At 69.8% G+C, this 24,840-nt stretch carries 25 protein-coding genes and 2 pseudogenes; 16 read left to right on the top strand and 11 right to left on the bottom strand.

What is annotated here, in order from left to right; genetic code table 11:
• Positions 1 to 33: 33 nt before the first annotated feature.
• The 4 genes from OG219_RS06245 to OG219_RS06230 all read right to left on the bottom strand — a co-directional run bounded on the left by OG219_RS06245 (position 34) and on the right by OG219_RS06230 (position 3,355).
• Entirely contained in the window at positions 34 to 693 is a 660-nt protein-coding gene (locus OG219_RS06245) for a DUF1775 domain-containing protein (RefSeq protein WP_266823694.1), read from the bottom strand.
• Positions 659 to 1,486: a hypothetical protein gene (locus OG219_RS06240; RefSeq protein ID WP_266823692.1), complete on the bottom strand. Its 828-nt coding sequence runs from the start codon at positions 1,484 to 1,486 to the stop codon at positions 659 to 661. Before OG219_RS06240 ends, OG219_RS06245 begins: the two co-directional genes overlap by 35 nt.
• 88 nt (positions 1,487 to 1,574) lie before the next feature.
• On the bottom strand, positions 1,575 to 2,774 hold the full coding sequence (locus OG219_RS06235) for an MFS transporter (protein ID WP_266823690.1): 1,200 nt from the start codon (positions 2,772 to 2,774) through the stop codon (positions 1,575 to 1,577).
• Positions 2,775 to 2,905: 131 nt separating this feature from the next.
• Positions 2,906 to 3,355: an Lrp/AsnC family transcriptional regulator gene (locus OG219_RS06230; protein WP_266823688.1), complete on the bottom strand. Its 450-nt coding sequence runs from the start codon at positions 3,353 to 3,355 to the stop codon at positions 2,906 to 2,908.
• Positions 3,356 to 3,468: 113 nt separating this feature from the next.
• Here OG219_RS06230 and OG219_RS06225 point away from each other — a divergent pair, with 113 nt between their 5' ends.
• From OG219_RS06225 to OG219_RS06185, 9 genes and pseudogenes are all read left to right on the top strand, one after another.
• Entirely contained in the window at positions 3,469 to 4,095 is a 627-nt protein-coding gene (locus OG219_RS06225; RefSeq protein ID WP_266823685.1) for a LysE family translocator, read from the top strand.
• Between the two features lie 52 nt (positions 4,096 to 4,147).
• On the top strand, positions 4,148 to 4,603 hold the full coding sequence (locus OG219_RS06220; RefSeq protein WP_266823683.1) for a PaaI family thioesterase: 456 nt from the start codon (positions 4,148 to 4,150) through the stop codon (positions 4,601 to 4,603).
• Positions 4,604 to 4,685: 82 nt separating this feature from the next.
• A complete protein-coding gene (locus OG219_RS06215) occupies positions 4,686 to 5,669 on the top strand; it encodes an MBL fold metallo-hydrolase (RefSeq protein ID WP_266823681.1) in 984 nt (327 codons plus the stop codon).
• Positions 5,670 to 5,844: 175 nt separating this feature from the next.
• Positions 5,845 to 6,393 (top strand): YciI family protein, encoded by a 549-nt coding sequence (locus tag OG219_RS06210; RefSeq protein WP_266823679.1) that lies wholly within the window; start codon positions 5,845 to 5,847, stop codon positions 6,391 to 6,393.
• 118 nt (positions 6,394 to 6,511) lie between these two features.
• Positions 6,512 to 7,426 (top strand): expansin EXLX1 family cellulose-binding protein, encoded by a 915-nt coding sequence (locus OG219_RS06205; protein WP_266823677.1) that lies wholly within the window; start codon positions 6,512 to 6,514, stop codon positions 7,424 to 7,426.
• A 233-nt stretch (positions 7,427 to 7,659) separates the two neighbouring features.
• A pseudogene (locus OG219_RS06200) lies at positions 7,660 to 8,295 on the top strand (ABC transporter ATP-binding protein); the annotation flags it as partial.
• Between the two features lie 104 nt (positions 8,296 to 8,399).
• The gene (locus tag OG219_RS06195; protein ID WP_266823675.1) at positions 8,400 to 9,197 is read left to right on the top strand and encodes an ABC transporter permease; all 798 of its coding nucleotides are present in this window, start codon (positions 8,400 to 8,402) and stop codon (positions 9,195 to 9,197) included.
• 189 nt (positions 9,198 to 9,386) lie between these two features.
• Positions 9,387 to 10,754 carry a sensor histidine kinase gene (locus tag OG219_RS06190; RefSeq protein ID WP_266823673.1) on the top strand — a complete coding sequence of 456 codons (1,368 nt, stop codon included), beginning with the start codon at positions 9,387 to 9,389 and terminating at the stop codon, positions 10,752 to 10,754.
• 40 nt (positions 10,755 to 10,794) lie between these two features.
• Entirely contained in the window at positions 10,795 to 11,439 is a 645-nt protein-coding gene (locus OG219_RS06185; RefSeq protein WP_266836018.1) for a response regulator transcription factor, read from the top strand.
• Positions 11,440 to 11,503: 64 nt separating this feature from the next.
• On the opposite strand, the gene wrbA is transcribed toward OG219_RS06185, so the two are convergent.
• Both wrbA and OG219_RS06175 read right to left on the bottom strand, forming a co-directional pair.
• On the bottom strand, positions 11,504 to 12,106 hold the full coding sequence (gene wrbA / locus OG219_RS06180) for an NAD(P)H:quinone oxidoreductase (protein WP_266836017.1): 603 nt from the start codon (positions 12,104 to 12,106) through the stop codon (positions 11,504 to 11,506).
• Between the two features lie 120 nt (positions 12,107 to 12,226).
• Positions 12,227 to 12,670 (bottom strand): annotated as a pseudogene (locus OG219_RS06175) (YceI family protein); the annotation flags it as partial.
• 159 nt (positions 12,671 to 12,829) lie between these two features.
• Between OG219_RS06175 and OG219_RS06170 the strand changes: the two are divergent.
• Positions 12,830 to 13,381, top strand: a complete 552-nt coding sequence (locus OG219_RS06170; RefSeq protein WP_266823671.1) for a MarR family winged helix-turn-helix transcriptional regulator — start codon at positions 12,830 to 12,832, stop codon at positions 13,379 to 13,381.
• 59 nt (positions 13,382 to 13,440) lie between these two features.
• Here OG219_RS06170 and OG219_RS06165 read toward each other — a convergent pair whose 3' ends face one another.
• Positions 13,441 to 14,049, bottom strand: coding sequence for a TetR/AcrR family transcriptional regulator (locus OG219_RS06165; protein WP_266823669.1), 609 nt, complete (start codon positions 14,047 to 14,049; stop codon positions 13,441 to 13,443).
• Between the two features lie 111 nt (positions 14,050 to 14,160).
• Here OG219_RS06165 and OG219_RS06160 point away from each other — a divergent pair, with 111 nt between their 5' ends.
• Complete coding sequence (locus OG219_RS06160; RefSeq protein ID WP_266823667.1) at positions 14,161 to 15,588, top strand: aldehyde dehydrogenase; 1,428 nt, start codon at positions 14,161 to 14,163, stop codon at positions 15,586 to 15,588.
• Between the two features lie 93 nt (positions 15,589 to 15,681).
• Positions 15,682 to 16,134, top strand: coding sequence for a MarR family winged helix-turn-helix transcriptional regulator (locus tag OG219_RS06155; RefSeq protein WP_266823665.1), 453 nt, complete (start codon positions 15,682 to 15,684; stop codon positions 16,132 to 16,134).
• 184 nt (positions 16,135 to 16,318) lie between these two features.
• Here OG219_RS06155 and OG219_RS06150 read toward each other — a convergent pair whose 3' ends face one another.
• Together OG219_RS06150 and OG219_RS06145 are read right to left on the bottom strand one after the other, a co-directional pair.
• Complete coding sequence (locus OG219_RS06150; RefSeq protein WP_266823663.1) at positions 16,319 to 17,848, bottom strand: GMC family oxidoreductase; 1,530 nt, start codon at positions 17,846 to 17,848, stop codon at positions 16,319 to 16,321.
• Between the two features lie 70 nt (positions 17,849 to 17,918).
• A complete protein-coding gene (locus OG219_RS06145) occupies positions 17,919 to 18,797 on the bottom strand; it encodes an LLM class F420-dependent oxidoreductase (protein WP_266823661.1) in 879 nt (292 codons plus the stop codon).
• Between the two features lie 170 nt (positions 18,798 to 18,967).
• Here OG219_RS06145 and OG219_RS06140 point away from each other — a divergent pair, with 170 nt between their 5' ends.
• Complete coding sequence (locus OG219_RS06140) at positions 18,968 to 19,417, top strand: MarR family winged helix-turn-helix transcriptional regulator (protein WP_266823659.1); 450 nt, start codon at positions 18,968 to 18,970, stop codon at positions 19,415 to 19,417.
• Positions 19,418 to 19,504: 87 nt separating this feature from the next.
• Here the strand turns inward: OG219_RS06140 and OG219_RS06135 are convergent, their stop codons facing one another.
• Positions 19,505 to 20,101: a cysteine hydrolase family protein gene (locus OG219_RS06135; protein WP_266823657.1), complete on the bottom strand. Its 597-nt coding sequence runs from the start codon at positions 20,099 to 20,101 to the stop codon at positions 19,505 to 19,507.
• A gap of 43 nt (positions 20,102 to 20,144) precedes the next feature.
• A complete protein-coding gene (locus OG219_RS06130) occupies positions 20,145 to 21,569 on the bottom strand; it encodes an MFS transporter (protein WP_266823655.1) in 1,425 nt (474 codons plus the stop codon).
• Positions 21,570 to 21,915: 346 nt separating this feature from the next.
• Between OG219_RS06130 and OG219_RS06125 the strand changes: the two genes are divergently transcribed.
• From OG219_RS06125 to OG219_RS06115, 3 genes are all read left to right on the top strand, one after another.
• Entirely contained in the window at positions 21,916 to 22,596 is a 681-nt protein-coding gene (locus tag OG219_RS06125; RefSeq protein ID WP_266823653.1) for an SDR family NAD(P)-dependent oxidoreductase, read from the top strand.
• 66 nt (positions 22,597 to 22,662) lie between these two features.
• Positions 22,663 to 23,460 (top strand): SDR family NAD(P)-dependent oxidoreductase, encoded by a 798-nt coding sequence (locus tag OG219_RS06120; RefSeq protein WP_266823651.1) that lies wholly within the window; start codon positions 22,663 to 22,665, stop codon positions 23,458 to 23,460.
• 138 nt (positions 23,461 to 23,598) lie between these two features.
• Entirely contained in the window at positions 23,599 to 24,690 is a 1,092-nt protein-coding gene (locus OG219_RS06115) for an MBL fold metallo-hydrolase (RefSeq protein WP_266823649.1), read from the top strand.
• Positions 24,691 to 24,840 lie beyond the last annotated feature (150 nt).

Below are 24,840 nucleotides of genomic sequence, written 5' to 3'. Positions count from 1 at the left end.
TGTGTTCCGCTCCGTGGACGTCCGGGTCGCGTGTCAGCTGCTGCGAGTGGCGGCGCGCCGCTTGCCGAGCCACCAGGCGCCGCCGCCCAGGACGAGCAGGGTGACGACGATCGCACCGACCACAAGGCCGGTGGACATGCCGTCGTCCTCTTCGGCGGCCGTGTCACTGGCGGGCGCCGTTTCGGACGGCTCCGCCGCGGCGGAGCCGGTGGTGGACGGAGTCGGGCTGGGAGTCGCGCTCGCCGTCGGGCTCGGGCCGACCGGCTTCGCACCGGGGGCCGCCGCCTTCAACTCGAGGATCGGCGCGGGCTGTTCGGGTTCCTCGCCGCCGCTGGGCAGTTCGATCCAGCGGGAGACCTCTCCGTCGCTATAGGTCTCGACCGTCTTGAACGCGATCTCCTTCGCGTCCGGGAGCTGCCTGACCTTGATCTTGTGCTCGGCGTCCACTCCGGTCTTGAGGGCGGTGCCGCCGACGGTGTAGCCATCGGCGGTGGCCTTGAACGTCCAGCCCTTGGGCGCCTCGTCGAGCGAGACGTCAGCCGGTGCGATGCCGTCGGGCAGGACGATGCGCAGCTCGGTGAAGCCTCCGGAACTCGACTCCGCCTCGGAGACGAAACTGAGGGTGACGTTCTCGGCCAGGGCCTGCGGGGTGTCGGCCTCAACCTCCGCGTGGGCGGAGGCCGTTCCGCCCATGGCCAGGGTGGCCGTGAGCGCGGCGGCGCCGACGAGTCCGATACGACGCGTCGCGCGGCCGAACTGGTGCGTGGACAGAGACAAGGGAACTCCTTGCTGGTGGGACCGGGCAGGCCGAAGCCGGGCCCGGGGAAATGGACGACCGGACGTGCTCGCGTCCCGGTGGTCCCCTGCGCACCAGCGCATGCTCAAGAGGCTCTGTCCTTGCCGCTGACGGGAGTTCGAAGTGGCCGATCAGTCGCAGGGCGGCGGGCGGTTCGGGAACCACGGCACCGGTGAACCACGGCCTCACGCAGGCGATGACGGCAACAGCGGCACCCCGCACCGTACGGGCGGTGACCAGCGCCGCCGTCACGGCCGCGTCGGCCCGGTGGAGCAGCCAGGCGACCGCCAGGGCGGCGACGACATGGACGGCCGTCATGGCCGAGGAGGCGTGATGCCAGGTGTGTCCGTCTCCCTGGGACATGGCCATGTGGCTGTGCGCCGTGTGACCGCTCTCGGCATGATCCGTGCCACCCGCCCAGGTCAGTACGAGATGCAGCGCGCCCTGCGCCGCGAGCGTGCAACCCGCGATGACGGGCAGCGAGTGATGGCGGCGGGCGATGGGCCATACGACGATGAACTGCGCGACGCCGAAGGCGATCACGAGCCGCCACGGCACCGGGCCCTCGGCGACCGCGTGGTGACCGAAGGCGGCGAGCACGCTGCCCACGAGTGCGAACATCCCGGCCCGGACGCAGGCTCCCGCGCGGCTCGGCCGAGGGCCCGAGCCCCGGCCGTCGTCGTCCGTCACGTGATCACCTGGCATGGTCGCCCATCATCCACCCCCGGCCCCTCGTCCGTCAGGCCGGGCCGGGGATCGGTTCGGCGAGCCGGTGGGATCAGTGCGTTGCCGCGCGTCGTGTGACGAACGCGATGACCGCGGCGGTCGCGGCCAGTGCCGCCACGCTGGTGAGGGCGATGGGAAGGGAGAACCAGTCCGCCATGAATCCGATGGCGGGTGGCCCCAGGAGCATGCCGCCGTAACCGAGTGTGGACGCGATGGCGACTCCGTCCGGGCCGGCCAGCCTGCCGGCGCGTTCCACGGAGACGGGAAAGAGGTTGGCGAGGCCGAGCCCGGTGATCACGAAGCCGAGGAGCGCTGCCCACACGGAAGGGGCGAGCGCGGCGAGCAGCATGCCGGCCGCGGCCGTGGCGCCACCGAACACCAAGGTCCGGGTCTGGCCCAGGCGTTCGAGCAGCCTTGTGCCGGTCAGCCGGCCGATGGTCATGGCGAGCGCGAAGCAGGAATAGCCGAACGCCGCGAAGCCCGGAGTGGAGTCCAGGTCCTGCTCCAGGTGCAGTGCGCTCCAGTCGGCCAGGGCTCCCTCGCCGTAAGCCGTGCACAGGGCGATCAGACCGAAGGTGATCACGAGACCGCGGGTACGGGCGTCCAGTCGGCGCGGCGCGGACTCCGCGGGCGAGACGCTCTCCGGTGCTGCCGGGGGTGGGAGGCGCAGCAGGGCGCGGCCCGCGATGCCGGTGACGAGCAGACCGATCGTGGTGAGGCCGAGCAGGTGCTGCGTCGGGGACAGGACGCCGGCGACGAGCCCGCCGAGTCCGGCACCGGTCATGCCGCCGAGGCTGAAAGCGGCGTGGAACGTCGGCATGATCGGCCGTTGAAGGGCCCTCACCAGGTCGACGGCGGCGCTGTTGAACGCGACGTTGATCCCGCCGTACGCCGCCCCGAAGATCAACAGCACTGCGGCCAGTGCCGGAGCGGAGTGCGTCAGCGGGGGCAGCGCGACACTCAGCGAGAGCAGGACTCCGCAGACCACCGTCACCAGGTGGCTGCCGTATCGACGGCACAGACGGCCGGTGAGGATCATCGTGATGACCGCGCCGGCGGAGACTCCGAGCAGGGCGAGTCCGAGCGCGCTGGCCGAGGCGCCGGTCTGTTCCTTGATGGCGGGGATGCGGACGACCCATCCGGCGAATATGAAGCCGTCGAGGGCGAAGAAGACGGTGAGGACGACGCGGAGTCGGGTGAGGTTGTTGTCCGGCACGACGCTGTGCGGAGTGATTTTGTTTATTAGCGGCACAAAGTCAGGGTAGGTGGGTGGTGGAGGCTGGGCAAGGGAGTCGATGGGCGTACGCGACCGCCCTCGGCACCCCGATCCGCATCCTCGCCTCCAGCCGCTCGAGTCATTGCCGGTATGGCGAAGGGGGGCTGCTACGGCAGTGGGCGGTCGTCGACGACGTTCTTCATCACGAGCGTGGAGGTCAGGCGCTGGACTCCGGGCAGGGTGGCGAGCCGCTGGTCGTAGAGCTGCTGGAAGGCCGCGAGGTCGGTGGTGGCGACCCGCAGGAGGTAGTCGGGGTCGCCGAACAGGCGCTGGGCCTGGATGACGTGCGGGACGGCGGCCACGCCCTCCTCGAATGCGATGACCGTGTCGCGGTCCTCCAGGCGCAGGGTGACGAAGATGATCGCCTCGAAGTTCAGGCCGACGGCCGCGGGGTCGACAACCGCACGGTAGCCGCGGATGGCGCCCGCGCGTTCGAGGTCGCGCAGGCGGCGGTGGCAGGGCGAGACGCTGAGCTGCACGCGGGCGGCCAGTTCGGTCACCGTCAGGCGGCCGTCAAGCTGCAGCTCGGCAAGAATCTTCCGGTCCAGGGCATCCATGGCGAAGATTCTCCCTCGTAGGGCGCGGTCATGGGGTAAATAGAGAAACACTTTCGGGCATTTCGCTCCTATTCTTCCCTCTCACGGCAAGGAGACACGAGAGGGATGGACCCATGGACACGACGACGCTGGCGGCCTTCCTGGCAGTGGATCTACTGCTGGTCCTCACGCCCGGCGCGGACTGGGCCTACGCGATCTCGGCGGGCCTGCGGGACCGGTCTGTCGTCCCCGCGGTCGCCGGGCTGATAGCCGGATACGCGGGATACACCTTGCTCGCCGTCGCCGGCCTGGTGGTGATCGTGGCGAGCTCGCCGAGCCTGCTCACCGTGCTCACCGTCGTGGGGGCCGCCTACCTGATGTGGCTCGGCTGGGGTGTTCTGTCGCGACCGGCGGTTCCGGGCGCGTCCATGGAGGCCATGTCCTCCTCGTCCTCCTCCCGTCGGCAGGTCATGCTCAAGGGAGCCGGCATCAGTGGGCTGAACCCCAAGGCACTGCTGCTCTACTTCTCGCTGTTCCCGCAGTTCATCGACTCCGCGGCGGGCTGGCCCGTCGCCGCCCAGACCGGACTGTTCGGCAGCCTCCACATGGTTGCCTGTGCCGTGGTCTATCTCGCCGTCGGCCTCCTGGCCCGCACGGTGTTGAAGACCCGGCCGTCAGCGGCCCGGGCGGTCACCCGTGCGTCCGGTGCCATGATGATCGTCATCGGCGGGTTCCTGCTGGTGGAACGCCTGGTCGGCTGACGGACCCGCCCGACTCCGTTCACACGCTGAGATGTTCGCCGAAGGAGAGCACGTGGAAGAGCAGGCGCAGCAGGACGAGGCGAGCTCCGAGGTGCAGGCGCGCGTCCGGGCCGGCTTCGACCGCCAGGGGCTGATGGGCCACCTCGGCGCACATGTGTCCCACATCGCGCCGGGGCGCGTGCACATCGTGCTCCCGAGCCGGCCGGCGGTGACGCAGCAGCACGGTTACTTCCACGCCGGTGCCACCAGCGCCATCGCGGACAGCGCGGGCGGCTACGCGGCCCTCACCCTGTTCCCCGAGAACGCCGACGTGCTCACCGTCGAGTACAAGATCAACCTCCTGGCGCCCGCCGTCGGCGACCACATCGAGGCGGTGGGAACCGTCCTGAAGTCCGGACGCACACTGACCGTGTGCCGGCTGGAGGTGTTCGGCGTCCAGGACGGACAGCGAAAACTCGTCGCCGCCGGACAGCAGACGCTGATTCGCGTGAACGGGCCCGAGCGGTGACAGGTCACCTGGGCGTGCCACACCCCGCGTCTGCGACATGATCCGCCGGACAGGCCCGAGGTGCCCGGGAGGGAGGGAGCTCATGGACAGCAGAGCCGAACTGGTGCCGCACTGGGTGACCTGGCAGCAGAGGCCGTTCCCCGACGCCAACCTCCTTCTGCTGCACGGGCGGCAACCGGCCCTGGTCGACAGCGGTTTCGTCGCCCACGCCGAAGAGACGGCGGCCTGGGCACACGCCCGCACCGGGCACATCGACCTGGTCGTGAACACCCACTGGCACTCCGACCACGTCGGCGGCAACGCCCTCCTGCAGACCAGGGGCGCCCTCATCGCGGCCGGAGCACCGGAAGCCGAGGCCGTCACCCGCCGGGACCCGGGCTGCTGCGCGGCGGAGTACCTCGACCAGCCGGTCCCCCCGTACACCGTCGACATGCCGCTCGACGACGGACAGGTCCTCCGGCTCGGAGACGCCGACTGGGAAGTCGTCCGCACCCCTGGGCACACCCCAGGGCACCTCGGGTTGTGGCAGCCGGACGAGCGGCTCCTCGTGGTCGGGGACGCGCTGTCGGACTACGACGTCGGCTGGGTGAACCTCGCCCTCGACGGACCCGCCGCGCTCACCACCGCGCTCGCCTCCCTGCACAGGCTGGCCGACCTCGCCCCGCGGGTCCTGCTTCCCTCGCACGGCCCGATCCCCGCGGACACCGGTGCGGCGTTCGCCACCGCGCTGCGCCGGGCCCAGCGCCTCGTCGACGACCCGGACGGAGCCGTCCGGTACGGCGCGCGGCGGATCTTCGCCTTCGCCCTGATGATCCGTGACGGGATCCCGGCGGATGAGGTCGAGCCCTATCTGCTCGCCCGGGCGTGGCTGACGGACGCGGCACGACTCCTGGGTCTCACACCCGAGGCCCTCGCTGCCGAGTTGACCGGCACGATGCTCCGCGGCGGGGCCATCGTCCTGCGCGACGGGCGCCTGCACGCGGCGGCCGAGCACACCCCCGTCCCGACGGGATCGCTGCGCGTGCCCTACCCACGTGAGTGGCCGTCTGCGACCGAGCCGTGCTGACGGGCGCCGAACCCGATGGGCGGGCGCATTCGCGACCGCTCGCCATGCCCTCGGGTTGTGACCTGCTTCCGTGATGCCAATGCCGTCCGACCGAGCGCTGCCGCGTCTGGAGCGTGCGGGCATCGTGACCAAATCCGGTTGAGATGCTCCCGTGCGTTGGGGAGAGTCTCCGGTCATGGAGTTCTTCTGCTACCACCGCGATCGGCCCGGCTCCGCCAAGTTGCGCGACGAACTACTGGAAGACCACTGGTCCTACATGGACGGGTACGCGGCGGAGATGATCGCTCGCGGCCCGACCCTCGCCGACGACGGCGAAACGCCCACCGGCAGCGTGCACATCCTCGACCTGCCCGATCCCGCTGCCGCCCGCGCGTTCGCCTTCGACGAGCCCAACTACCAGGCCGGCGCGTACCGGGACGTGCTGGTGCGACGTTGGCGCAACATGCTGGGGCGCACCATGTGGGACTTCCCTGGTGGCCGGACCGGTGGGAACCGGTATCTGGTGCTCGGCCTCGGCTCGGGGGAGCCCGTCGATCTGGTCGTGCCACCCGACCGGGACGAACTGATTGCGTACGGGCCGCTGTTGTCCGACGACGGCGCCACCTGGCTGGGTACGGGCGTACTGCTCCGGGCCCCGGACCCGGACACGGCGCGCGCCGTGCTGACCCTGGACCAGTACGCCGACATCGAGGTCCACGACTGGTACTTCGGCGGGCGCTCGTGACGAACACGTAGCCTCAACCGCGCGTCGGAATCAGGGGCTTGCCCCCGTGCTCCGGGGTCTGGCAGGATCACTGCGCCCGTCGCTCACAGCAAGGTGCGGCGGTCGTCGAGGAGGTCCGGTGGACAGGCGGTGGCTGTTCCTGTCGGCGGCCGTGGTACTCATCGTCGTCTCCCTGGGCGTGGTGCTCCTCCGCGACGACGAGGCCGATGACCGGCACGCTGCGGACACGCCCGTCGCCAGCACCCAGGCCAACGTCCCGCCCGGGACGGGGTCTTCGTCCCCCTCGGGCAGTGCCACCACCACGTCGCCGAAGCCGTCGGCCAAGACAACCTCCGCATCCCCCTCCGCCGGCGCGACCAGCGCGTCGGCGAAGCCGTCGGCGACCGACAGCCCGCAAGCGGCGTCCGCCGGCGCGCCGTTGGCCGGTCGCATACGGCCCGGCGTCACCTACCGAGGCGTCGCCACCTTCTACGACTCGGACGGCGGAGGCGCCTGCCTGTACGACCCGAGCGGTGACGTCATGACCGGGGCGATGAACTCCATCGACTACGAGTCGGCGAAGGCTTGCGGCGCGTACGTGTCCGTCCGCGCGGCCAACGGAACCTCCATCACGGTCCGCATCACCAACGAATGCCCAGGGGAGTGCGCACCCGGGCAGATCGACCTCAGCGCCGAGGCCTTCGCCAAGCTCGCGGACCCCACGGCCGGCCGGATCGCGATCACATGGAAGCTGGTGAGCCCCAGCACCTCCGGCACCATGTCGATCCGGTACAAGACCGGGTCCAGCCGCTATTGGTGCGGAATCCAGGCCGTCGGGCACCGGAATCCGGTGGCCCGCCTGGAGGTTCGAGCCGGCAGCGGCTGGCGTCAGCTGTCCCGTACCGACTACAACTACTTCATCTCCGAAGACGGCACCGGGTGCGGCGGCGCGATCAGGATCACCGACATCTTCGGAGAGCGACTCACAGTCGACGGAATCGCGATCCGGCCGAACGTGGTGCAGCCCACCCGGGTCCAGTTCGCCAAGCGCTGACCCCTGCTCGCGCGTCCGGTCCGACGCGTCGACGGACCCTGGCTGACGCCCCGTCAGAAACGAATGGGAATCGGTAGCCGGGAATCGGTAGCCCTCAGCCGAGGAAATTGTCCCTCCTGCGCTCCGTCTCGCCTGGGGGAAATCCCCCAGGCGAGACGGAGGAAAGCCACGTTCCGGCGGGCGGCGCGCGTTCGTAGCTTGGGGTGCATGAGGACAACCACCAGGAAGCAGCCATGATCGAAGCCCGTGGACTCACCAAACGCTACGGAAGCACCGTCGCCGTCGACGGGCTCGACTTCGAGGTCCGTCCAGGCGCCGTCACCGGTTTCCTCGGCCCCAACGGGTCCGGGAAGTCCACCACCATGCGCCTGATCATGGGGCTGGACCGCCCCGACGCGGGTAGCGCCCGCGTCGACGGCAGGCCGTACCGGGACTTGCGCTGGCCCCTGCGCGAGGTCGGCGCCCTGCTCGAAGCCCGTACGTACCACCCGGGCCGCACCGCCGAGAAGCACCTCGCCGCGCTCGCCGCCGCGAACGGCATCCCCGGCTCCCGGGTGCACAGCGTCCTCGACACCGTCGGCCTCACCGAGGTGGCGCGGAAGCGGGCGGGCGGTTTCTCGCTCGGCATGTCGCAACGCCTCGGCATCGCGGGGGCGTTGCTCGGCGACCCGGCCGTGCTGCTCTTCGACGAGCCCGTCAACGGCCTCGACCCGGAGGGGGTGCGCTGGATCCGCAATCTGATGAAGTCGCTCGCGGCAGAGGGCCGTACCGTCCTGCTGTCCAGCCACCTGATCAGCGAAATGGCGCTCACCGCCGACCACTTGATCGTGATCGGCCAGGGAAGGCTGCTCGCCGACACCAGCGTCGCAGGGCTGACCGCGAGCGGCCGCTCGCTGGAGGAGGCGTTCTTCGCGCTCACCGGCGACAGCGCGGAGTACCGGGGCACCGCCCCCGCCCGACGAGGGAGGCAGCTGTGACCGTCGTACCGATCATGAGCGGGCTGCCCGCGGGGCGCTACGGATTCGGGCACGCCGCGCGGATGGAGTGGATCAAACTGCGCAGCCTGCGCTCGACGTTGTGGGCGCTGCTCGCCACGGTGGTGGGGATGATCGCCATCGGGGTCGTCACCATGGCCAACACCAAGGCACCGAGCGCCGCGAAGTCGGACACCTTCGACGCGGTGAACAACGTGCTCGCGGGCGTGGCCCTCGGCCAGCTGGTCGTCGGCGTCCTGGGCGTGCTCGTGGTCACCGGCGAGTACTCGTCCGGCGCCATCCGCTCCACGCTCGCCGCCGTCCCGAACCGGCCGCTGCTGCTCGCCGCCAAGGCAGGCGTCTTCGGCCTGGTCACGTTGGTGGTCGGCGAAGTGGTCGCCTTCGCGACGTTCTTCGCCGGGCGCCTCGCACTCGACGCGACGGTGCCGCGACCGGCGCTCGGCGACCCAGGCGTGCTGCGCGCGCTGGTGCTCTCCGGCGCGTACCTCGCCCTGGTCGGGCTCATCGGCATCGCGTTGGGCGCCGTCGTACGGCACACAGCGGCGGCCATCGGAACACTGGTCGGAGTGCTGTACGTGGTACCGGCGGTGCTGTCCGGGCTGACCGGCGTCGCGGTGGCGAAGTTCTTCCCGACCATGATCGCCGCGAACTCGCTGGCGGTCTCCAAACCGGTGGCCGACTGCCTCTCTCCATGGGCGGGCTTCGCGGTGCTGTGCCTGTACGTGGCGGCGGCACTGGGCGCCGGAGGGTGGCTGCTGGTGCGGCGCGATGCGTGAGCGCTCCGCTGGTTGGGCCGCGACAGGAAGAGCCGCGACATGCCGTCGGTCGGCGGCGGCGCCGTCGTGGCCGGTCGCGCCCACGCGGCGGAGCCGCACATGTCACAGCCCCGCGCCCCTTCGGGGCGTGCTCATGGCGCGGCGGCACGAAGCTGTCGCGGCCACTCGCTCGAACAGGACACTGGAACCATGCGCGACACATCGGCGGTGATGCCCGGACCCGGGGTGCGCACAGGCCCGGGCGGTGCGCTGCGGACCGTTCTGCGCGCTCCCTTCACCACGCGCGCCTGGGCCGAGGCCGCGTACTGCCTGATCGGCTTTCCCCTCGCACTGGTCGGCTTCGTCCTCGTCGTGGTACTCCTCGCCCTCGGTACCGGACTCACCGCCTCCCTCGTCGGCGCCGTCCTCGGACTGCTGCTGGTCGTCGCGGCGGTCGGCCTCGCGCGTGCCCTCGCCGTGCTGCAGCGCGGGCTCGCCGCCGGACTGCTGGGGGAGCGGGTGCAGGCGCCGGCGCGGCTGCGGCCGACGGGCGGGGCGTTCGCGCGGCTGGACTCGCGGCTGCGCGACGCGGCCGGGTGGCGTTCGGTGGCCTACGTACTGGTGAGGCTGCCCGTCGCCGCCTTCGGGCTGTACGCGGTGGGCTGGTGGCTCACCGGCCTGACCAACCTCTCCGCCCCGCTGCGCTGGGCCGCCTTCGACCAGCGCCCCGCGGGCGGCGAGGCGGGCATGGCGACGATCACGCCGATCCCGGTGGGCGGGGGCGCGCCGCACAGCACCTCCCTCGCCGGCACCTTCGTGGCGGCGGGCATCGGTGCGGTCACGTTGCTGGCCGCACCGTGGTTCACCCGGGGGGTCGTGGCCGTGGACCGGTGGCTGGTCCGGGCGCTGCTCGGACCTGGCGCGATGGCCGAGCGGGTACGGAACCTGGAGGAGACCCGTGCCCTCGCCATCGACGACTCGGCGGCGTTGCTGCGCCGCCTGGAGCGGGACCTGCACGACGGGGCACAGGTCCGGCTCGTCGCGCTGGCCATGAGCCTCGACATGGCCAAGGAGCGCCTGGGCGCGGAGGGCGAGCCGGTCGCCGACCCCGCCCGGGTGCGCCAACTGGTCGAGTCCGCGCACCGCAACGCCACCGAGGCCCTGTCCGAGCTGCGCGACCTCGCCCGCGGCATCCACCCGCCCGCCCTCGACGACGGCCTGCCCGACGCCCTGGCCACGCTCGCGGCGCGCAGCACCGTGCCCGTCGAGCTGGCCGTGGACATCCCTGAGCGGCCCACGCCGGCCATCGAGACGATCGCGTACTTCTGCGCCGCCGAGCTCCTCACCAACGTCATCAAGCACAGCGGTGCCCGCCGCGCCGCGCTGCGCGTGACACAGCAGGACGGCGTGCTGCGGCTGTGCGTCAGCGACGACGGGCGGGGCGGTGCGGAGGTGGCGATCGGCAGCGGCCTCACGGGGCTGATGCAGCGCGTCCGCACGGTCGACGGCACCCTGGACATCACCAGTCCGGCGGGCGGGCCCACCGCGGTGACGGTGTCGCTGCCCCTGCACGCGTGAGTACGGAACCCGGCGTGAGGACCATGAGACCATGCCAGCCATGCGCGTCGTGATCGCCGAGGATGCCGCTGTGCTGCGGGAGTTGCTCGCCCAGATGCTGACCGAACGCGGCCACGAGGTGTGCGCGGCCGTGGCCGACGCCGAGGCGCTGCGGGCGGCCGTGGCCGAACACCGGCCGGACGTCACCGTCGTCGACATCCGGATGCCGCCGACGCACACCGACGAGGGGCTGCGCGCCGCGATCGACATCCGGCGGCAGCAACCCGGGACCGGGGTGCTGCTGTTCTCGCAGTACATCGAGACGAAGTACGCGACCAGGCTGCTCGCGGCCGGATCCGCGGGCGTCGGCTACCTGCTCAAGGACCGGGTCGCCAACGTGGCCGAGTTCACCGAGGCGCTGGCCCGGGTCGCGGCCGGCGGCACCGCCCTCGACCCCGAGGTGGTGACTCAACTGGCCGGTGCGGGGCGGCGCATCGAGGACCTCGAATCACTGACGGCACGTGAGCGCGACGTCCTGGCGCTGATGGCGGAGGGCCGGACCAACGCCGCGATCGCCCACGTGCTGGTGGTGTCGGCGGGCACGGTGGAGAAGCACGTCGCGGCCATCTTCGCCAAGTTGGGCCTGCCGATCTCCGAGGACGCGAACCGGCGGGTGCTGGCGGTGCTGCGGTATCTGGGGTCGTGAGCGCCCGGGCCGTGTGCCGGCGGCACCCCCGAAATCGGCCCGCCGGCACACAACTGAGCGGTTCCTAGGCGCCCTTGAACTGCGCGGTGACGGCGGCCACGCGCTTGCCCTGGTACAGAGCGGCGGCTCGGGCGGTGTCGTCGACGGGGATCGCTCCCTGGCCGTTGACGTGGCTGGTGCCGTAGGGGTTGCCGTCGGCGAACTTCACCGGGTCGGTATAGCCCGGGGTGACGATGATGCCGCCGAAGTGGTGCACGGAGTTGTAGAGAGCCAGCAGCGTGGACTCCTGCCCGCCGTGCGCGGTGGCGGTTGCCGTGAAGCCGCTGTAGATCTTGTCGGCCAGCTTGCCCTGCGCCCACAGCCCGCCGAGCGTGTCGATGAACTGCTTCAGCTGGCTGGCGATGTTGCCGAACCGGGTGGGGCTGCCGAATATGACGGCGTCGGCCCACTCGATGTCGGCCGCGGTCGCCACCGGGATGTCCTTCGTGGCCGCGGCGTGCGCCGACCACGCGTCGTTACTGGCGATCGCCTCCTCGGGGGCGAGCTCGGACACGCGCAGGAGCCGTACCTCGGCACCCTCCTTGCGGGCGCCCTCCGCCACGGACTCAGCCAGTTCGTGAACGGTGCCGGTCGACGAGTAGTAGACAACTGCGATCTTGGGAGACATCGGGAGTTCCTCTCGCTGTTCTGTGGTCTCGACGGCCGGGGCCGCCGTTTCGGGGTGGGGATGGGCGATGGCGGTCAGGGAGAGTCGCAGCCGTCGTGCCGCGAGTCCCTTCGAGGCGGTCAGTCCGTGGCGGTAGCGGTCGACGGCCACCGAGGCCGATATCCGCAGCGATCCGTTCTCGACGGAAAGGGAGTCCACCGTCAGGTCGAGCGGTGCCCGGTCCCCGCGGACGGTGAGGAAACCTTTGACGATCCAGGCGCCGGCCTCGCCGCGCGCCACCCCGGTCGATTCGAATCCGATGTCGGGGTAGCGGTCCGCGTGAAGGAAGGCGGGGGAGCGCACATGATCGTCACGGCGGGGCGTGCCTGTCCGGAAACTGCCCGCCTCGACGACGGCCTGTGCGGTCGAGCGGGTGACCGGCTCGGCGACCGTGATGGTCCCCGATTCCAGCAGGAACGTGCCGGTCACCTTGCCCAGGCCGAACATGTGCCGCGTGGTGAAGGTCAGGGACGACCGAGCTGGATCGACCTCGTACGTCCCGGCGGGGGGCAATTGAACGCTCATGCCCTTCTGGCCTCTCGCTCGGCGTCGCGCGGATAGGCCCACGGCGGCGCTCTTGCTTGCTTTGGCAAGTATCTTCTCTGAGTGAAAATGCTTTGTCAAGCAACTAAATCTTGTGCTTGAGTGTTCTTACCAAGAGCTTCGGAAGGGAGGGGGTGGGAGGTGCCGACGCAGCAGCCGCAGAACCCCGCGGGTCAAGCGGCGGTCTCGGAACCGCTGAGCGATGCGGAGGAACGCCTGTGGCGCGCACTGCAGAGAATGCTGGTGGCGCTGCCCCGGGCCCTCGACGAGGACCTCCTGCGCTCCACGGGCCTGTCGCTCACGCAGTACATCGTCCTGGCCCATCTCTCCGAGGCGGACGGAAACCACCTGCGCATGACCGACCTGGCCGCTGCCACGGCCTTGTCCGCGAGCCGCATCACCCGGCTCGTGGAGACCCTCCGAGTTCAGGGCCTGGTCGTCAAGCGACCTCACTCGACTGACGCCCGGGGGCACATGGCAGTGCTCACGGAAGCCGGTCGGCAGCGGCTGGTGGGCGCCTATCCGGCTCATCTGGCCAGCGCTCGGAGACGAGTCATGGACCAGCTCCATCCTGCCCTGGTCCACCGGCTCGCCGAGGAGTTGCAGGCGGTGGCCGATCCGCTCCTCTCGCGGTGCCCGGCGAACCCCGACCGCTCCGAGCCGAAGTCTGTGTACGGCGAAGCAGCCATTTGACCCGACCCGGCCCGGCCCCTGCGCAAAGCATGGTGGTACCCCAGCCAGGGCCGCTCCTCCTAGGAGGCGGGGGAGTCGGGGGCCTTGAGCCCGATCAGCCTCATCACCGCTTGCTCGACGCTGTCCAGGTCGTACTCGCCCAGCGGCACACCGGAGGCGCGTGAGTGCTTCGTGACGCCGACGAACGCACCGAACGCCATCGAGAGCAGGACCTGAGGGTCACCGGGGCGGACGGCACCGATCGCCTGCGCCTCCCGAAGGATCCCCACCAGCTCGGCGTTGAGGCGATCGGCGACCTCGAACGCCTGCGGGCGCAGATACGACCCGTGCACCTGGTGTTCGAGGAACGAGAACGCCTGGGGGTGGGCGACGGCGAACGCGACCTGATGCCGCCAGACCAGTCCGATGGCCGTCACGGGATCGGCCCCGCGTACGTCATCGGTGATCACGGCGTCGGCGAAGGCCGCTTTCGCCTCGGTGAAGACAGCCTCGCCCAGCGCCTGTTTGTTGGGGAAGTAGCGGTAGATCGTGCCCACCGCGACGCCGGCCCGAGTGGCGATCTCCGGCACGTTGGTGCCGTCCCAGGTGCGCTCGTCGAACAGCTCCAGCGCGGCGTCCATCACTTTCCTGCGCAGGGGGGTCTCGTCGCTCGTCACGGAAGGGGGCATCGGCACGAGTGAAACTTCGTTCAGTGTCTCGATCTTGTCAAGCGGAGGGGGTAGGGTGCGGCGTGAATGAAAATTCATTCACCCGCTCATGTATGGAAATGGAGTGTGCCGATGAGGCGATACGGGCACTGGATCGCAGGCGTGGAAGTCGAACCCGCATCGGACAGTTGGCTGCCGTCCACGTCCCCCGGGGGCGATGAGGTCGTGCACGAGATCGCCCTCGGCGACACCACCGATGTGGATCGCGCCGTCGTGGCGGCGGCCGGGGCGGTCGACGGGTGGTGGAACCGTCAGCCCATCGAGCGGGGTCGCGTCCTGGCGGCCATAGCCGCGCGGCTGCGCGGGGAGGTCGCCGGCCTCGCGGAACTGGAGTCGGCCGAGACCGGCAAGCCCGCCTGGCAGTCCCCGCTGGAGGTGGAGGGCGCGGCCAACTTCTTCGAGTTCTACGCGGGCCTGGTGAACCTGCCCGGTGGCGAGGTGGTGAACATAGGGCCGGGCTTCCACGCGTACACCCGGCGCGAGCCGCTCGGTGTCGTCGGCGTCATCACCCCTTGGAACGCGCCCCTCAACCAGGCGGCTCGCGCGATCGCTCCGGCCCTCGCGGCCGGCAACGCCGTCGTGGCCAAGCCTTCCGAGTTCACCTCGGCGACCACCCTTGAACTGGCCCGCATCGCCACCGAATGCGGCCTGCCCGACGGTGTCCTGAACGTCGTCACCGGCACGGGGGGCACCGTGGGCGCGGCGATCGTCAGCCATCGGAAGGTCCGGAAGGTGGCGTTCACGGGCTCGACCCGCGCCGGGCGCGAGATCGGCCGTATCGCCGCGGACCGCATCATCCCGCTCACGCTGGAGTTGGGCGGCAAGTCCCCCAACATCGTCTTCGCGGACGCCGACCTGGCCGCGGCCGCCCGCGTCGCCGTCGAGGCGTTCCTGCCCAACGCGGGCCAGTCCTGCATGGCCGGCACCCGGCTGCTGGTCGACGCGAAGATCCATGACGAGTTCCTGGAAGCGGTGCGCACCGTTCTGACGCATGTGACTCCGGGGGAGACCTACGGGCCGCAGATCACCCGCGCCCAGTTCGACAAGGTCAACGAGTACTTCAAGGTCGCGGAGCAGGACGGCGCCACCCTCATGACCGGTGGCGGCCCGACCGGGAACGGTTGGGTCATCGAGCCGACGGTCTACACGGACGTGACCCCGGACATGCGTATCGCACGGGAGGAGATCTTCGGGCCGGTGCTCGCCGTCCTGCGTTTCACGGACGAGGACGAGGCGGTGGCCATCGCCAACGACTCCGACTACGGCCTGGCCGCCGCCGTCTGGACCAGCGACGTGACGCGCGCCCATCGCGTGGCCGCCAGGCTGGAGGCCGGTCAGGTCTACGTCAACGCCTATCCGCCGGGCATGATGGTCGAGGGTCCCTTCGGCGGCTACAAGAACAGCGGCTACGGCCGGGAAAAGGGACTGGAGGCGCTGCACCACTACACGCAGACGAAGTTCGTCGCCGTGCGGCTCCAGGAGGACCAGCAGGTGTGGTGACGTCGACGGGGACCCGGTCTGCTGCCGACCAGCGGGGGTGACGCTGGATCCTGCACGTTGAGGTTCCTTGCTTGAGCACGCTAACCTGCAAGGATGACCGCCGAAGATCCCCTGACCGCTCAGGAAGAGCTTTTCTGGCGTGCCCTGATGCGCGTCATCGTCGCGCTGCCGCGCTCGCTGGATGACGATCTGCTGCGATCGACGGGTCTGACGCTCACCGAGTACGTCGTGCTGATGAACCTCTCCGAGGCCGAGAACCAGGAGCTCCGCATGGCGGATCTCGCCTCGGCGACCGCGCTGTCGGCGAGCCGTATCACCCGCGTCGTGGACGCGCTGCAGAGCCGCGGCCAGGTCGTCAAGCGGCGCTACGAGGGGGACGCCCGGGGGAACGTCGCGACCCTCACCCCGGAAGGGCTGAAACGACTCCAGGCGGCTTATCCGGTACATCTGGCGAGCGCCCGCAAGCGGGTCATGGACCTGCTCGACGGTCGCTCGCTGCCTGCCATGGTGAGGCAGTTCGAATCGGTGGTCGAAAAGCTCGACTGAGATCCGTCGTCGCCATTGTGGTCGTCGACTTACTTAATGCGACAGGTCCCGGACACGCCTCTCGTGTCCGGGACCTGTCGCGTGCCGGGCTAGTTCGACGACCCGTCCGTCACGAAGGACGACTTGGTCGACGCCCGCTCCACCGACACGTCCGGTCGGCCGTAGGAGCCGGCGCCGAGTCCGGTCAACTCCCGTACACGCGCCGGGCGATGTGCTCCGCGATCATGATGGTGGTCGCGTTGGTCACGGTCGACGGGACCTCGGGCATGATCGAGGCGTCGACCACGCGCAGACCTGCCAGGCCCTTCACGGCCCCCGACTCGTCCACGACGGCCCACTCGTCCCCGGGCCCGCCCATGGGCGCGGTGGAGGTCGGGTGACCGTAGGTGGAGATTCCAGTCGCGATCGCCGCCTCCAGCTCTTCGTCGCTCCGTACCGCGTCACCCGGAGCGAGTTCGGCGGTCACCGCACCCGCGAAGGGCGAGGTGCTTGCCAGGCGGCGTACGAGTTTCACGCCCTCCAGCATGCGGCTGCGGTCCCTGGCGGTCGCGAAGTAGTTGTTGTCGATGACCGGTGCGTCGTGAGGATCACGGCCGGCCAGCCGCACCGAGCCGCGCGACTCCGGCCGGGTGACGGCCGCGGCGAGGAGGATCGCCCCGCCGGTGGGGCTGAAGGAGCCGTCCAGTAGATGGGTGGCGACGATGCTGAGGTCGAGTTCGCCGACCTGGGCTTCACGCGAGGCGAGCCACAGATGGGCCTGGAAGGCGGACGTCATGGTCTGGTGCTCGGGCGCGAGGGCGAACAGCGAGTGGAAGAACGGGTGATCCTGCAGCCTCCGGCCGACCGGGAGGTCGGCGACCACGTCGATCCCGAGAGCCCGCAGATCCTCGGCCGGGCCGACGCCGGAGCGCAACAGGATGGCGGGGCTGCCGTAACTGCCCGCGGAGAGCACCACCTCGGCGGCCCGGAAGACCGTGCCCGACGCGCTCACGACGCCTCGCGCCACGCCGCCCTCGATGAGCACCCTGTCGATCGTGACGTCGCTCAGCACCGTCAGATTGGGGCGGCGGCGCACCTGCGGCGTCAGGTACACCAGGGCGGTGTTCTGGCGCACCCCGTCGACGATGTTGACCGGATAGCCGCCGGTGCCGTCCTGCCGGGCGCCGTTGAAGTCGTCGTTCCGCCGGAACCCCAGGTCGGCCGCGCTGTCCACGAACGCCCGCAGCGGCGAAGTGAGTTCCTCGTACGTCCACTGCCGGATGGGGAAGGGGCCGGTGCGGCCGTGGTAGGCGTCGTCACCGGCCGGCGTGTTCTCCATGTCCCTGAAGGCCGGGAGGACTTCTCCGTACGACCACCCCTTGATCCCGTAGCGATCTCCCCAGGCGGCGAAGTCCGCCGCGCGTGCCCGGATCGCCGCACCCGCGTTCACCGAGGAACTGCCGCCCATGGCCCGGCCGCGCGGCGCGGGGATGCTCGGGGCACGGTCGGTGGCACGTGCGCTGTAGCCCCAGTCGTGGTCGGGGTCGGCCAGGAGGTGCGGGGCCAGCAGCCCTTCGGGCAGCCGGTCGGCGGGGTAGTCCGGTCCTGCCTCGATCAGCAGGACCGTGCGCCGCGGATCCTCACTGATCCTGGCGGCGAGCGCGGCGCCGGCGGAACCTCCGCCGACGATGACGACATCGGCCCCGTGTCCGGTGTGTTCGCCTGTGGTGCTCATCTGCTTCTCCCTATCTATATGCTTTAGCAAGCAAATAAAATGGCGTTACGTCGACGCTGCGGTGCGCTGGTCAGATGTGCAGTGCTTCCGGCATCAGGCGCTCGCCCAGCAGTTGCAGCGCGGCGTGCTGATCGGCCCCGCGGATCGGTCCGATGACGTGGTCGATGCCGATGTGATCCAGTCGGCGCAGTTCCGCGAGCAGGGGCTGGATGTTCTCACCCCGTGCACCGGGGTCGAGCGGGAGCAGGACCGTCTTCTCGATGTCGTCGTAGTCGCGCCCGAGGTGATCGCAATGTCTGCGGAGCACGTCGAGTTTGTGCCGGAGGTCGGGTCCGTGGAAGAGGTTGCAGGCGTCCGCGTACTCCGCGACGAGCCTGAGGGTTTTCCGCTCGCCCGATCCGCCGATCAGGATCGGTGGGCGGGGCTGCCGCACGGGCCTGGGGGAGTTGAGGGTGCGCTCGAGTCGGTAGTACCGGCCGTCGAAGGGCTTCTCGTCGCCGCTCCACATCTGCAGGCAGATCTGCAGCGTCTCCTCAAGTCGTTCGAACCGCTCGGCGACCGGAGGAAAAGGCAGCCCGAGTCCGCGCGCCTCGGCGATGTTGAAGCCGGCTCCGACGCCGATGCCCAGGGCGGCGCGGCCCTCGGAAAGGACGTCGAGTGTGGTGATCATCTTGGCCAGCAGTCCGGGTTCGCGGTAGCCGACCGAGGTCACCAGGGCGAGAAGTTCCGCGCGTTCGGTGGACGCCGCCAGGTAGCCCAGCGTGGTGTACGCCTCGAGCATCTCCTGCTCGGAGGCGCCCACGATCCCGATCTGGAAGAGGTGATCCATGACGGCGATGCGTGTGAAGCCGAACTCCTCCGCGGTGCGGGCGAGGCCGCCCACGTGACGTGCGATGCCTGCCGGGCCCTCTGGCTGGGTGAAATCCGCGATGGCGATGCCGAGGTTCATGCGGGCCTTCCGTCGTGCGAACCGCTGGCTCGATCGCCATCGAGTATGCCCGGGTCACTCCATGCTTTGTCAAGCAATGAAAGGTGAGTTGCAATGTGCTTGACGGCGCAAATAGTTCTCAGGGCCTGCCAGTAACGGCAGGGGGCCTGCGTACTCGGTAAGGTTGGCCGGTGACCAGTGACCCGAAGCCCGAAGCCGAGGCCGCCGCCGAGCTGATGAAGGCGATGACCCGGCTGCGCGCACGGCTGCGCAGGGAGTCGGCACCGGGCGACATGCAGTGGACCTGGTCGCAGCTGACGACCCTGGGCCGGATCGTCACGGAGGGCTCTGTCACGGCCAGCGAGCTGGCGCAGGCCGAGCATGTGCGCCGTCAGTCGATGGCCGAGACGCTCGCGGCTCTTCGTGTCGGAGGTCTGATCGACACCAGCAAGGATCCCGGCGACGGCCGTAAGACGCTCATCCATGCGACCCCCGAGGGTCGGGCGCTGATCGAAACGATCCCGGCCGCCCGTGTGAGCTGGCTCGGTGCGGTGATCGAGGCCCACCTGCGAGCGGACGAGCGCGAGACCCTGCTGAAGGCCGCGGCGATCATGAATCGGCTCGCGGACAGCGACAGCTGACGGGAAGGTCTTCACCGGCATGTACGCCGACCCCGTACGGGGTCGGGTTCAGTCCGGGCCGCGCGGGGCACGCCCGGACCGGAGGCCTCAGGCCGGCTTGCTCAGCGTCCCAAGTTCGTCGGTGTCGATGACGTACGCCTGGTGGGGGAAGACCTTCTCGGTCAGGACGCGGTGGACCTCGGGGTCGGGGTCGGCGGTCGCGTCCTTGAGGACGTAGAGCTGGAAGTCGTCGTCGGCCGCCTGCCGAAGAGTCGTCAACACCACTCCGCCGGTGGACAGTCCGGCGAGAACGAGTGTGTCGATGCCCTGGTCGCGAAGGGCGGCGCGCAGGTCGGTGGCGGAGGCGAAGGCGCTTATACGGATCTTGCGCACGGTGATGTCCTGCTCGTGCACGTCGAACGACTCGTGCAGTGCGGCCTCGGGGCTGCCGTCGGCGAGGAACCCGCTCTGGGCGAGGGGGGCGAAGGACTTGTTCCGGGCGGGGACGGCGGCGAAGTCCTCCGCGGTGAAGGCGACGCGGACAAAGGCGACTTGGACGTCATGGGAACGGGCCCAGGACAGGGCGGCGTGAGCACGGGAGAGCACTTGGTCCGCATCGGGGACCACGGCGAGGACGGCCGGCTGGAAGTCCATGAGGAGCAGGGCGGTGCGGGTGGGGTCGAGGTGCGGGGCGATGGTGGTCATTACCTGATCCTTCTGATCTTTCCGGATGGTTGGGGCAGGGGTGTCAGTGCGCGGACCGACGGTCGGTGTTCGCCAGGTGCCGGTCGAAGACCGTCATGACGACCACGACGGCAGCGATACCGACCAGAGCCCAGGAGATGTGCTGGAGGCCGGTGTCGTCGACGTTGGTGCGGAAGGCGGTGCCGGTGATGGCCGCCGAGGCGATGGAGCCGATGTAGCCGAAGGTACGCAGCAGTCCTGAGGCGGTGCCGACGCTCTCTGGGGGCGCTTCCTTGTACAGGACCGTCTGGTTCGACACGTTGCTCGCCCCGGAGGTGAGGCCGAACACCGCCGTGACCGCGATCACGGCGATCAAGGGCGTACCGCTGTTCAGGAACAGGGTGGCAACGGCTCCCGCGAGCAGGAGGAGCGCCGAGGCGATCAGTGGTCCCCGGACACCGCTGCGCCGCGAGGCGACACGGGCGGAGACCGCCGACAGGGCTCCCATGGGGATGAGGACCAGGCCTGCCTGGTAGGCGGACAGGCCACGGGCGGCTTCGAGCCACTGGGTGAGTCCGTAAAGGATCACGTAAGTGCCGAGAAGAGTAAGGCCGTTGCGCAGGTAGGTGCGGGTGAGCGCGAGGTTCGAGGCGAGCAGGCGGACGTTCAGGAAGGGGTTGGCGGCGCGCAGTTCCCATCCCACGAGGGCGGCGGCGATCACGGCGGATATGCACAGAGCAGCCCAGTCGGGGCCCGGCAGCGAGGACAGGAACACCAGCAAGGCGGTGAGTGTCCCCCCGAATCCCACGATCCCGGGCAGGTCGAGGCTGGAGACGAGGGCGCGCGGTGAGCGGCCGCGCACGCGGTCGGAGTCCTTGGGGATCCAGGTGAACGCCATGGCGAAGGCCGCTCCCGCGACGGGGATGTTGATCCAGAAGGCCGCCTGCCAGCCGAGGCCTCCGATGAGCAGTCCGCCGATTGCGGGTCCGACGGCAACAGTGGCGGCGCCTGCGACCGCCAGGCCGCCCAGAACACTGCGGGGCGGTTCCTGCAGGCCGATTGCCTGCGCCCGCCGGCGGATCAGCAGCATCGCGGACGGGTATCCGGCGGAGGTGCCCGCTCCGATGAGAACGCGGGCCGTGACCAGGGACGGCATGTCACGGGCGACAGCGCCGAGGATGCCTCCCGCGAGGACGAGGAGGATGCCGACGAAGAACACTCGCCTGGGCCCGAACTCCTCCGCGAGCCGCCCGGCGGCGGGCTGTGCTATCGCACTGGTCAGGTACAGGCTCGAGATCAGGATCGCGGTGCCGCCGACGGTGGTGTGCATCGCGGCTGCGATCGCCACCAGGGCAGGCGCGATCATCGAGCTGTTGATCGGATTGAGTATGGCGCCCATGTACAGCGGGGTCACGAATGTCGGTCCGAAGGGCTTTTCCGACGGAGTCCGGTCCTGTTGTACGGCGGTGGCGTTGGTGGTGATTCCCAAGGCGCTGTTCCTGCCTTCCTGCTTCCGCTGTCCTGGGGGCGCCGCGGGAGGCGCGGCTGAAAATATGCGCAGGCTACCTGACAAACTATAGCAGGGAGCCTGCCTATCTCGCGTGGCCCCGGTGGGGATGCCTCCGCTTGCGGGGTTGCTTGACAAGCGATGGGTGGAGGGAGAGTCTTATTGCCGACGCAAGCAAATTATTAACGCCTGACCGCGACCGGCTGGTGACCGCCCCCGGCCGTCCCGCGGCGCACCCGTCAAGGAGAAGCGACATGACCCCTGAACTGGGCTTGTTCCCGCCCGAATTCGACGCGTACGCACCGCTTGCCGGCAAGGTGGCGGCGCAGTGAGCAGCCGCGTGGCGATCGTGGCCGGCGCCGGTGGTGCCCTCGGCCGCGTGACCGCCTTGGACCTTGCCGCCGACGGCTTCACGGTCGTGGCCGTCGACCGCAACGGGAGCGCACTGAAGGAGCTGCCCGACACCATCCGCCGCGAAGTCGGCGACGCCACCGATCCGGACGTGGCCAAGACGCTCATCGACCGGATCGCCGCTGAGGTCGGCCCTCCGGACGTGCTCGTGAACACCCTGGGCGCGTTCGACCTCTCCGACGTGTTCACCACAACGCCCGAGGTGCTGCGCCTCATGGTCGACGTGAACCTGGGTGCGGCCCTGTGGATGAGCCAGGCGGTCGGGGCCCACATGCAAACGCGTGGTTCCGGAGCCATCGTGCACGTCTCCGCGCGACCCGGGGTCGAACCCACCGCCGGCCTGACGGCCTACGGCGTCAGCAAGGCCGCACTCACGCACCTGATCCGCGTCCTCGACCTCGAACTGCGCCCCAGTGGCATCCGGGTGAACGCGGTCGCCCCGCAGCTGATCGACACCCCCAAGAACCGCGGCTTCCTCAGCGAGGACCAGCTCGCACACGCGGTCTCCCCGGAAGCGATCGCGAAAGTGATTGCCTTCCTCGTCAGCGATGCCGCCGCACCGATCAGCGGAGCGATCCTGCCCACGTACGGCGGCTGACCCCGACCGCAGCGGCGAGACGCTCACCGCGGCAAGGCGCGGCAAGGCGCCGCAAGGAGAAAACCCATGCCAGACAACAGTGTTTCCGCTCGAACCGCACCGGCGGCCACCCACGCGGGACGCGTCGCGGTCGTCACCGGCGCGGCCCGAGGCCTCGGCGCCGCCATCGCTCGCGGGCTGGCGCGCCGCGGCGCGACCGTCGCCGCGGTCGACCTGACGGCAGCCGAGCGGACCCAGGAGGAGATCGAGCAGGCCGGTGGCACGTGTGTCCCCCTGATCGCCGACGTTTCCGATCCGGGCGCCGTGCGGGCACTGCATGAAGCGGTGCGCGCGGCTTGCGGGCCGACCGACATCCTGGTCAACAACGCCGGGATCGCCGGTGTGGCGCCGCTGGCCGACGTCGACTTCGCCCATTGGCGCCGTGTGCTGGCGACCAACCTCGACTCCCAGTTCCTGATGGCGACGGCGTTCGCCGCGGACATGCGGGAGCGCGGCTGGGGGCGGATCGTCAACATGAGCTCCTCGTCGATCTACACCACCACCATGAACATGACGCCGTACATGGCCAGCAAGGCCGGGATCCTCGGCCTGACCAGCGGCCTGGCGAACGACCTCGCCGCCGACGGCATCACGGTGAACGCCGTGTCCCCGGCGTTCACACGCACCCCGCTGATCGACGAAACGGTTGCCGAGGGGGCCATGCCGCCCGACATCAACTCCCTGCTCGCCCACGAGCAGGCGATCAAGCGCCAAGCCGTACCCGAGGACATGGTCGGCACGGTGCTGTTCCTCACCGGTGACGACGCCGAGTTCGTCACGGCCAAGTTCATCGCCGCCGACGGCGGTTACACCCGCAACTACTGACTGCACCCCGCCCGCGAATCACTCCGCGCTCCGGCTCTCGCCGAAGCGCGCCGGGCGCCTGATCAGAACCATTTGCGACGAGTCGATCAACCAATCAACCAATCAACCAATTGACCAATTGTGAAAGGCAGTAGCGACATGTCTGAGCTCGATTCCTCCACGGACACGAACAAGCCCACGGTCACGAACCGTCGTTCGTTCCTGGCCAGGTCAGCGAAGATCGCGGCCGTCCCGGCGATCGCCGCCGTGGCCGGCGGTGTGCTCGCCGAGCCGGCCGCCGCGGACTCCACCGAACTGCCGGACTACGCTCCGATCCCGGCCTCGGCACTCGGCCCCGCGGTCAACGCCCAGGGCTACTACGTCGGCCGGATCAAGCGGAACCTCTACTGGGTCACCGATTCCACTTACCAGGCCGCGTTCCTGACGACCAAGGAAGGCGTCGTACTGTTCGACGCGCCCCCGACCATCGGGCACAACATTCAGCGCGCCATCAACGAGATAACCGCCGCCAACGGCACCTCCAACAAGGTCACCCACATCGTCTACTCCCACCACCACGCCGACCATCTCGGGGCCTCGTCCCTGTTCGGCCGTCACGTGGAGCGGATCGGCCACGCGGAGAACCGCCGGCTGCTGCTGCGCGACAACGACCCGACCCGCCCGGCGCCGAACGTCACCTTCGAGCACCACAAGACCCTGCGCGTCGGCGGGGAGCGCGTCGAACTGATCCACAAGGGCACCAACCACAGCGCCGACAACATCTACATCCACTTCCCGGACCACGACGCCCTGATGCTCGTCGACATCAATCTGCCCGGCTGGGTGCCGTTCCAGAACCTCAACATCAACGAGGACGTCCAGGGTTCCATCGCCGCCCCGGGCAAGGCCCTGGCGTACCCGTGGACCCACTACATCGGCGGGCACATGGGGCGCCTCGGCACCCGTCGGGACATGACCATCCACCAGCAGTACGTCGACGACATCGTCGACGGAGTCAAGAAGGCGATGGCCAACGTCGACCCGACCCCGTTCTTCGCCAAGTACGGCAACAACACCTGGGCCGGCGTCAAGACCTACCAGGACGCCCAGGCCGAGTACGCCGCCGCCCCGGTCATCAAGAAGTACACCGGCGTCCTGGCCGCCGCCGACGTCTACACCGCCAGCCACGCCTTCACCATCCTCGAGTCCATCCGCCTCGACCTCGGCTACGGAATCCAGGTCCACGCCTGAGCAGGGCGGGACGAGGTCCCCGCCGCTGTGGGGGAGCGGCGGGGACCTGCCACACCTGGTCCTCGGCACAGACGTCCGGCAATCAGCCCATCAACACAAGCACACCACCGTGTACTTCACGGCCGAGTGGCCTCGGCAAAGGAGAAACGC

The organism is Streptomyces sp. NBC_00038, from assembly GCF_026343635.1.
In the GTDB taxonomy this organism is placed as follows: Bacteria; Actinomycetota; Actinomycetes; order Streptomycetales; family Streptomycetaceae; genus Streptomyces.
This window is presented reverse-complemented; position numbering and strand designations above follow the sequence as displayed.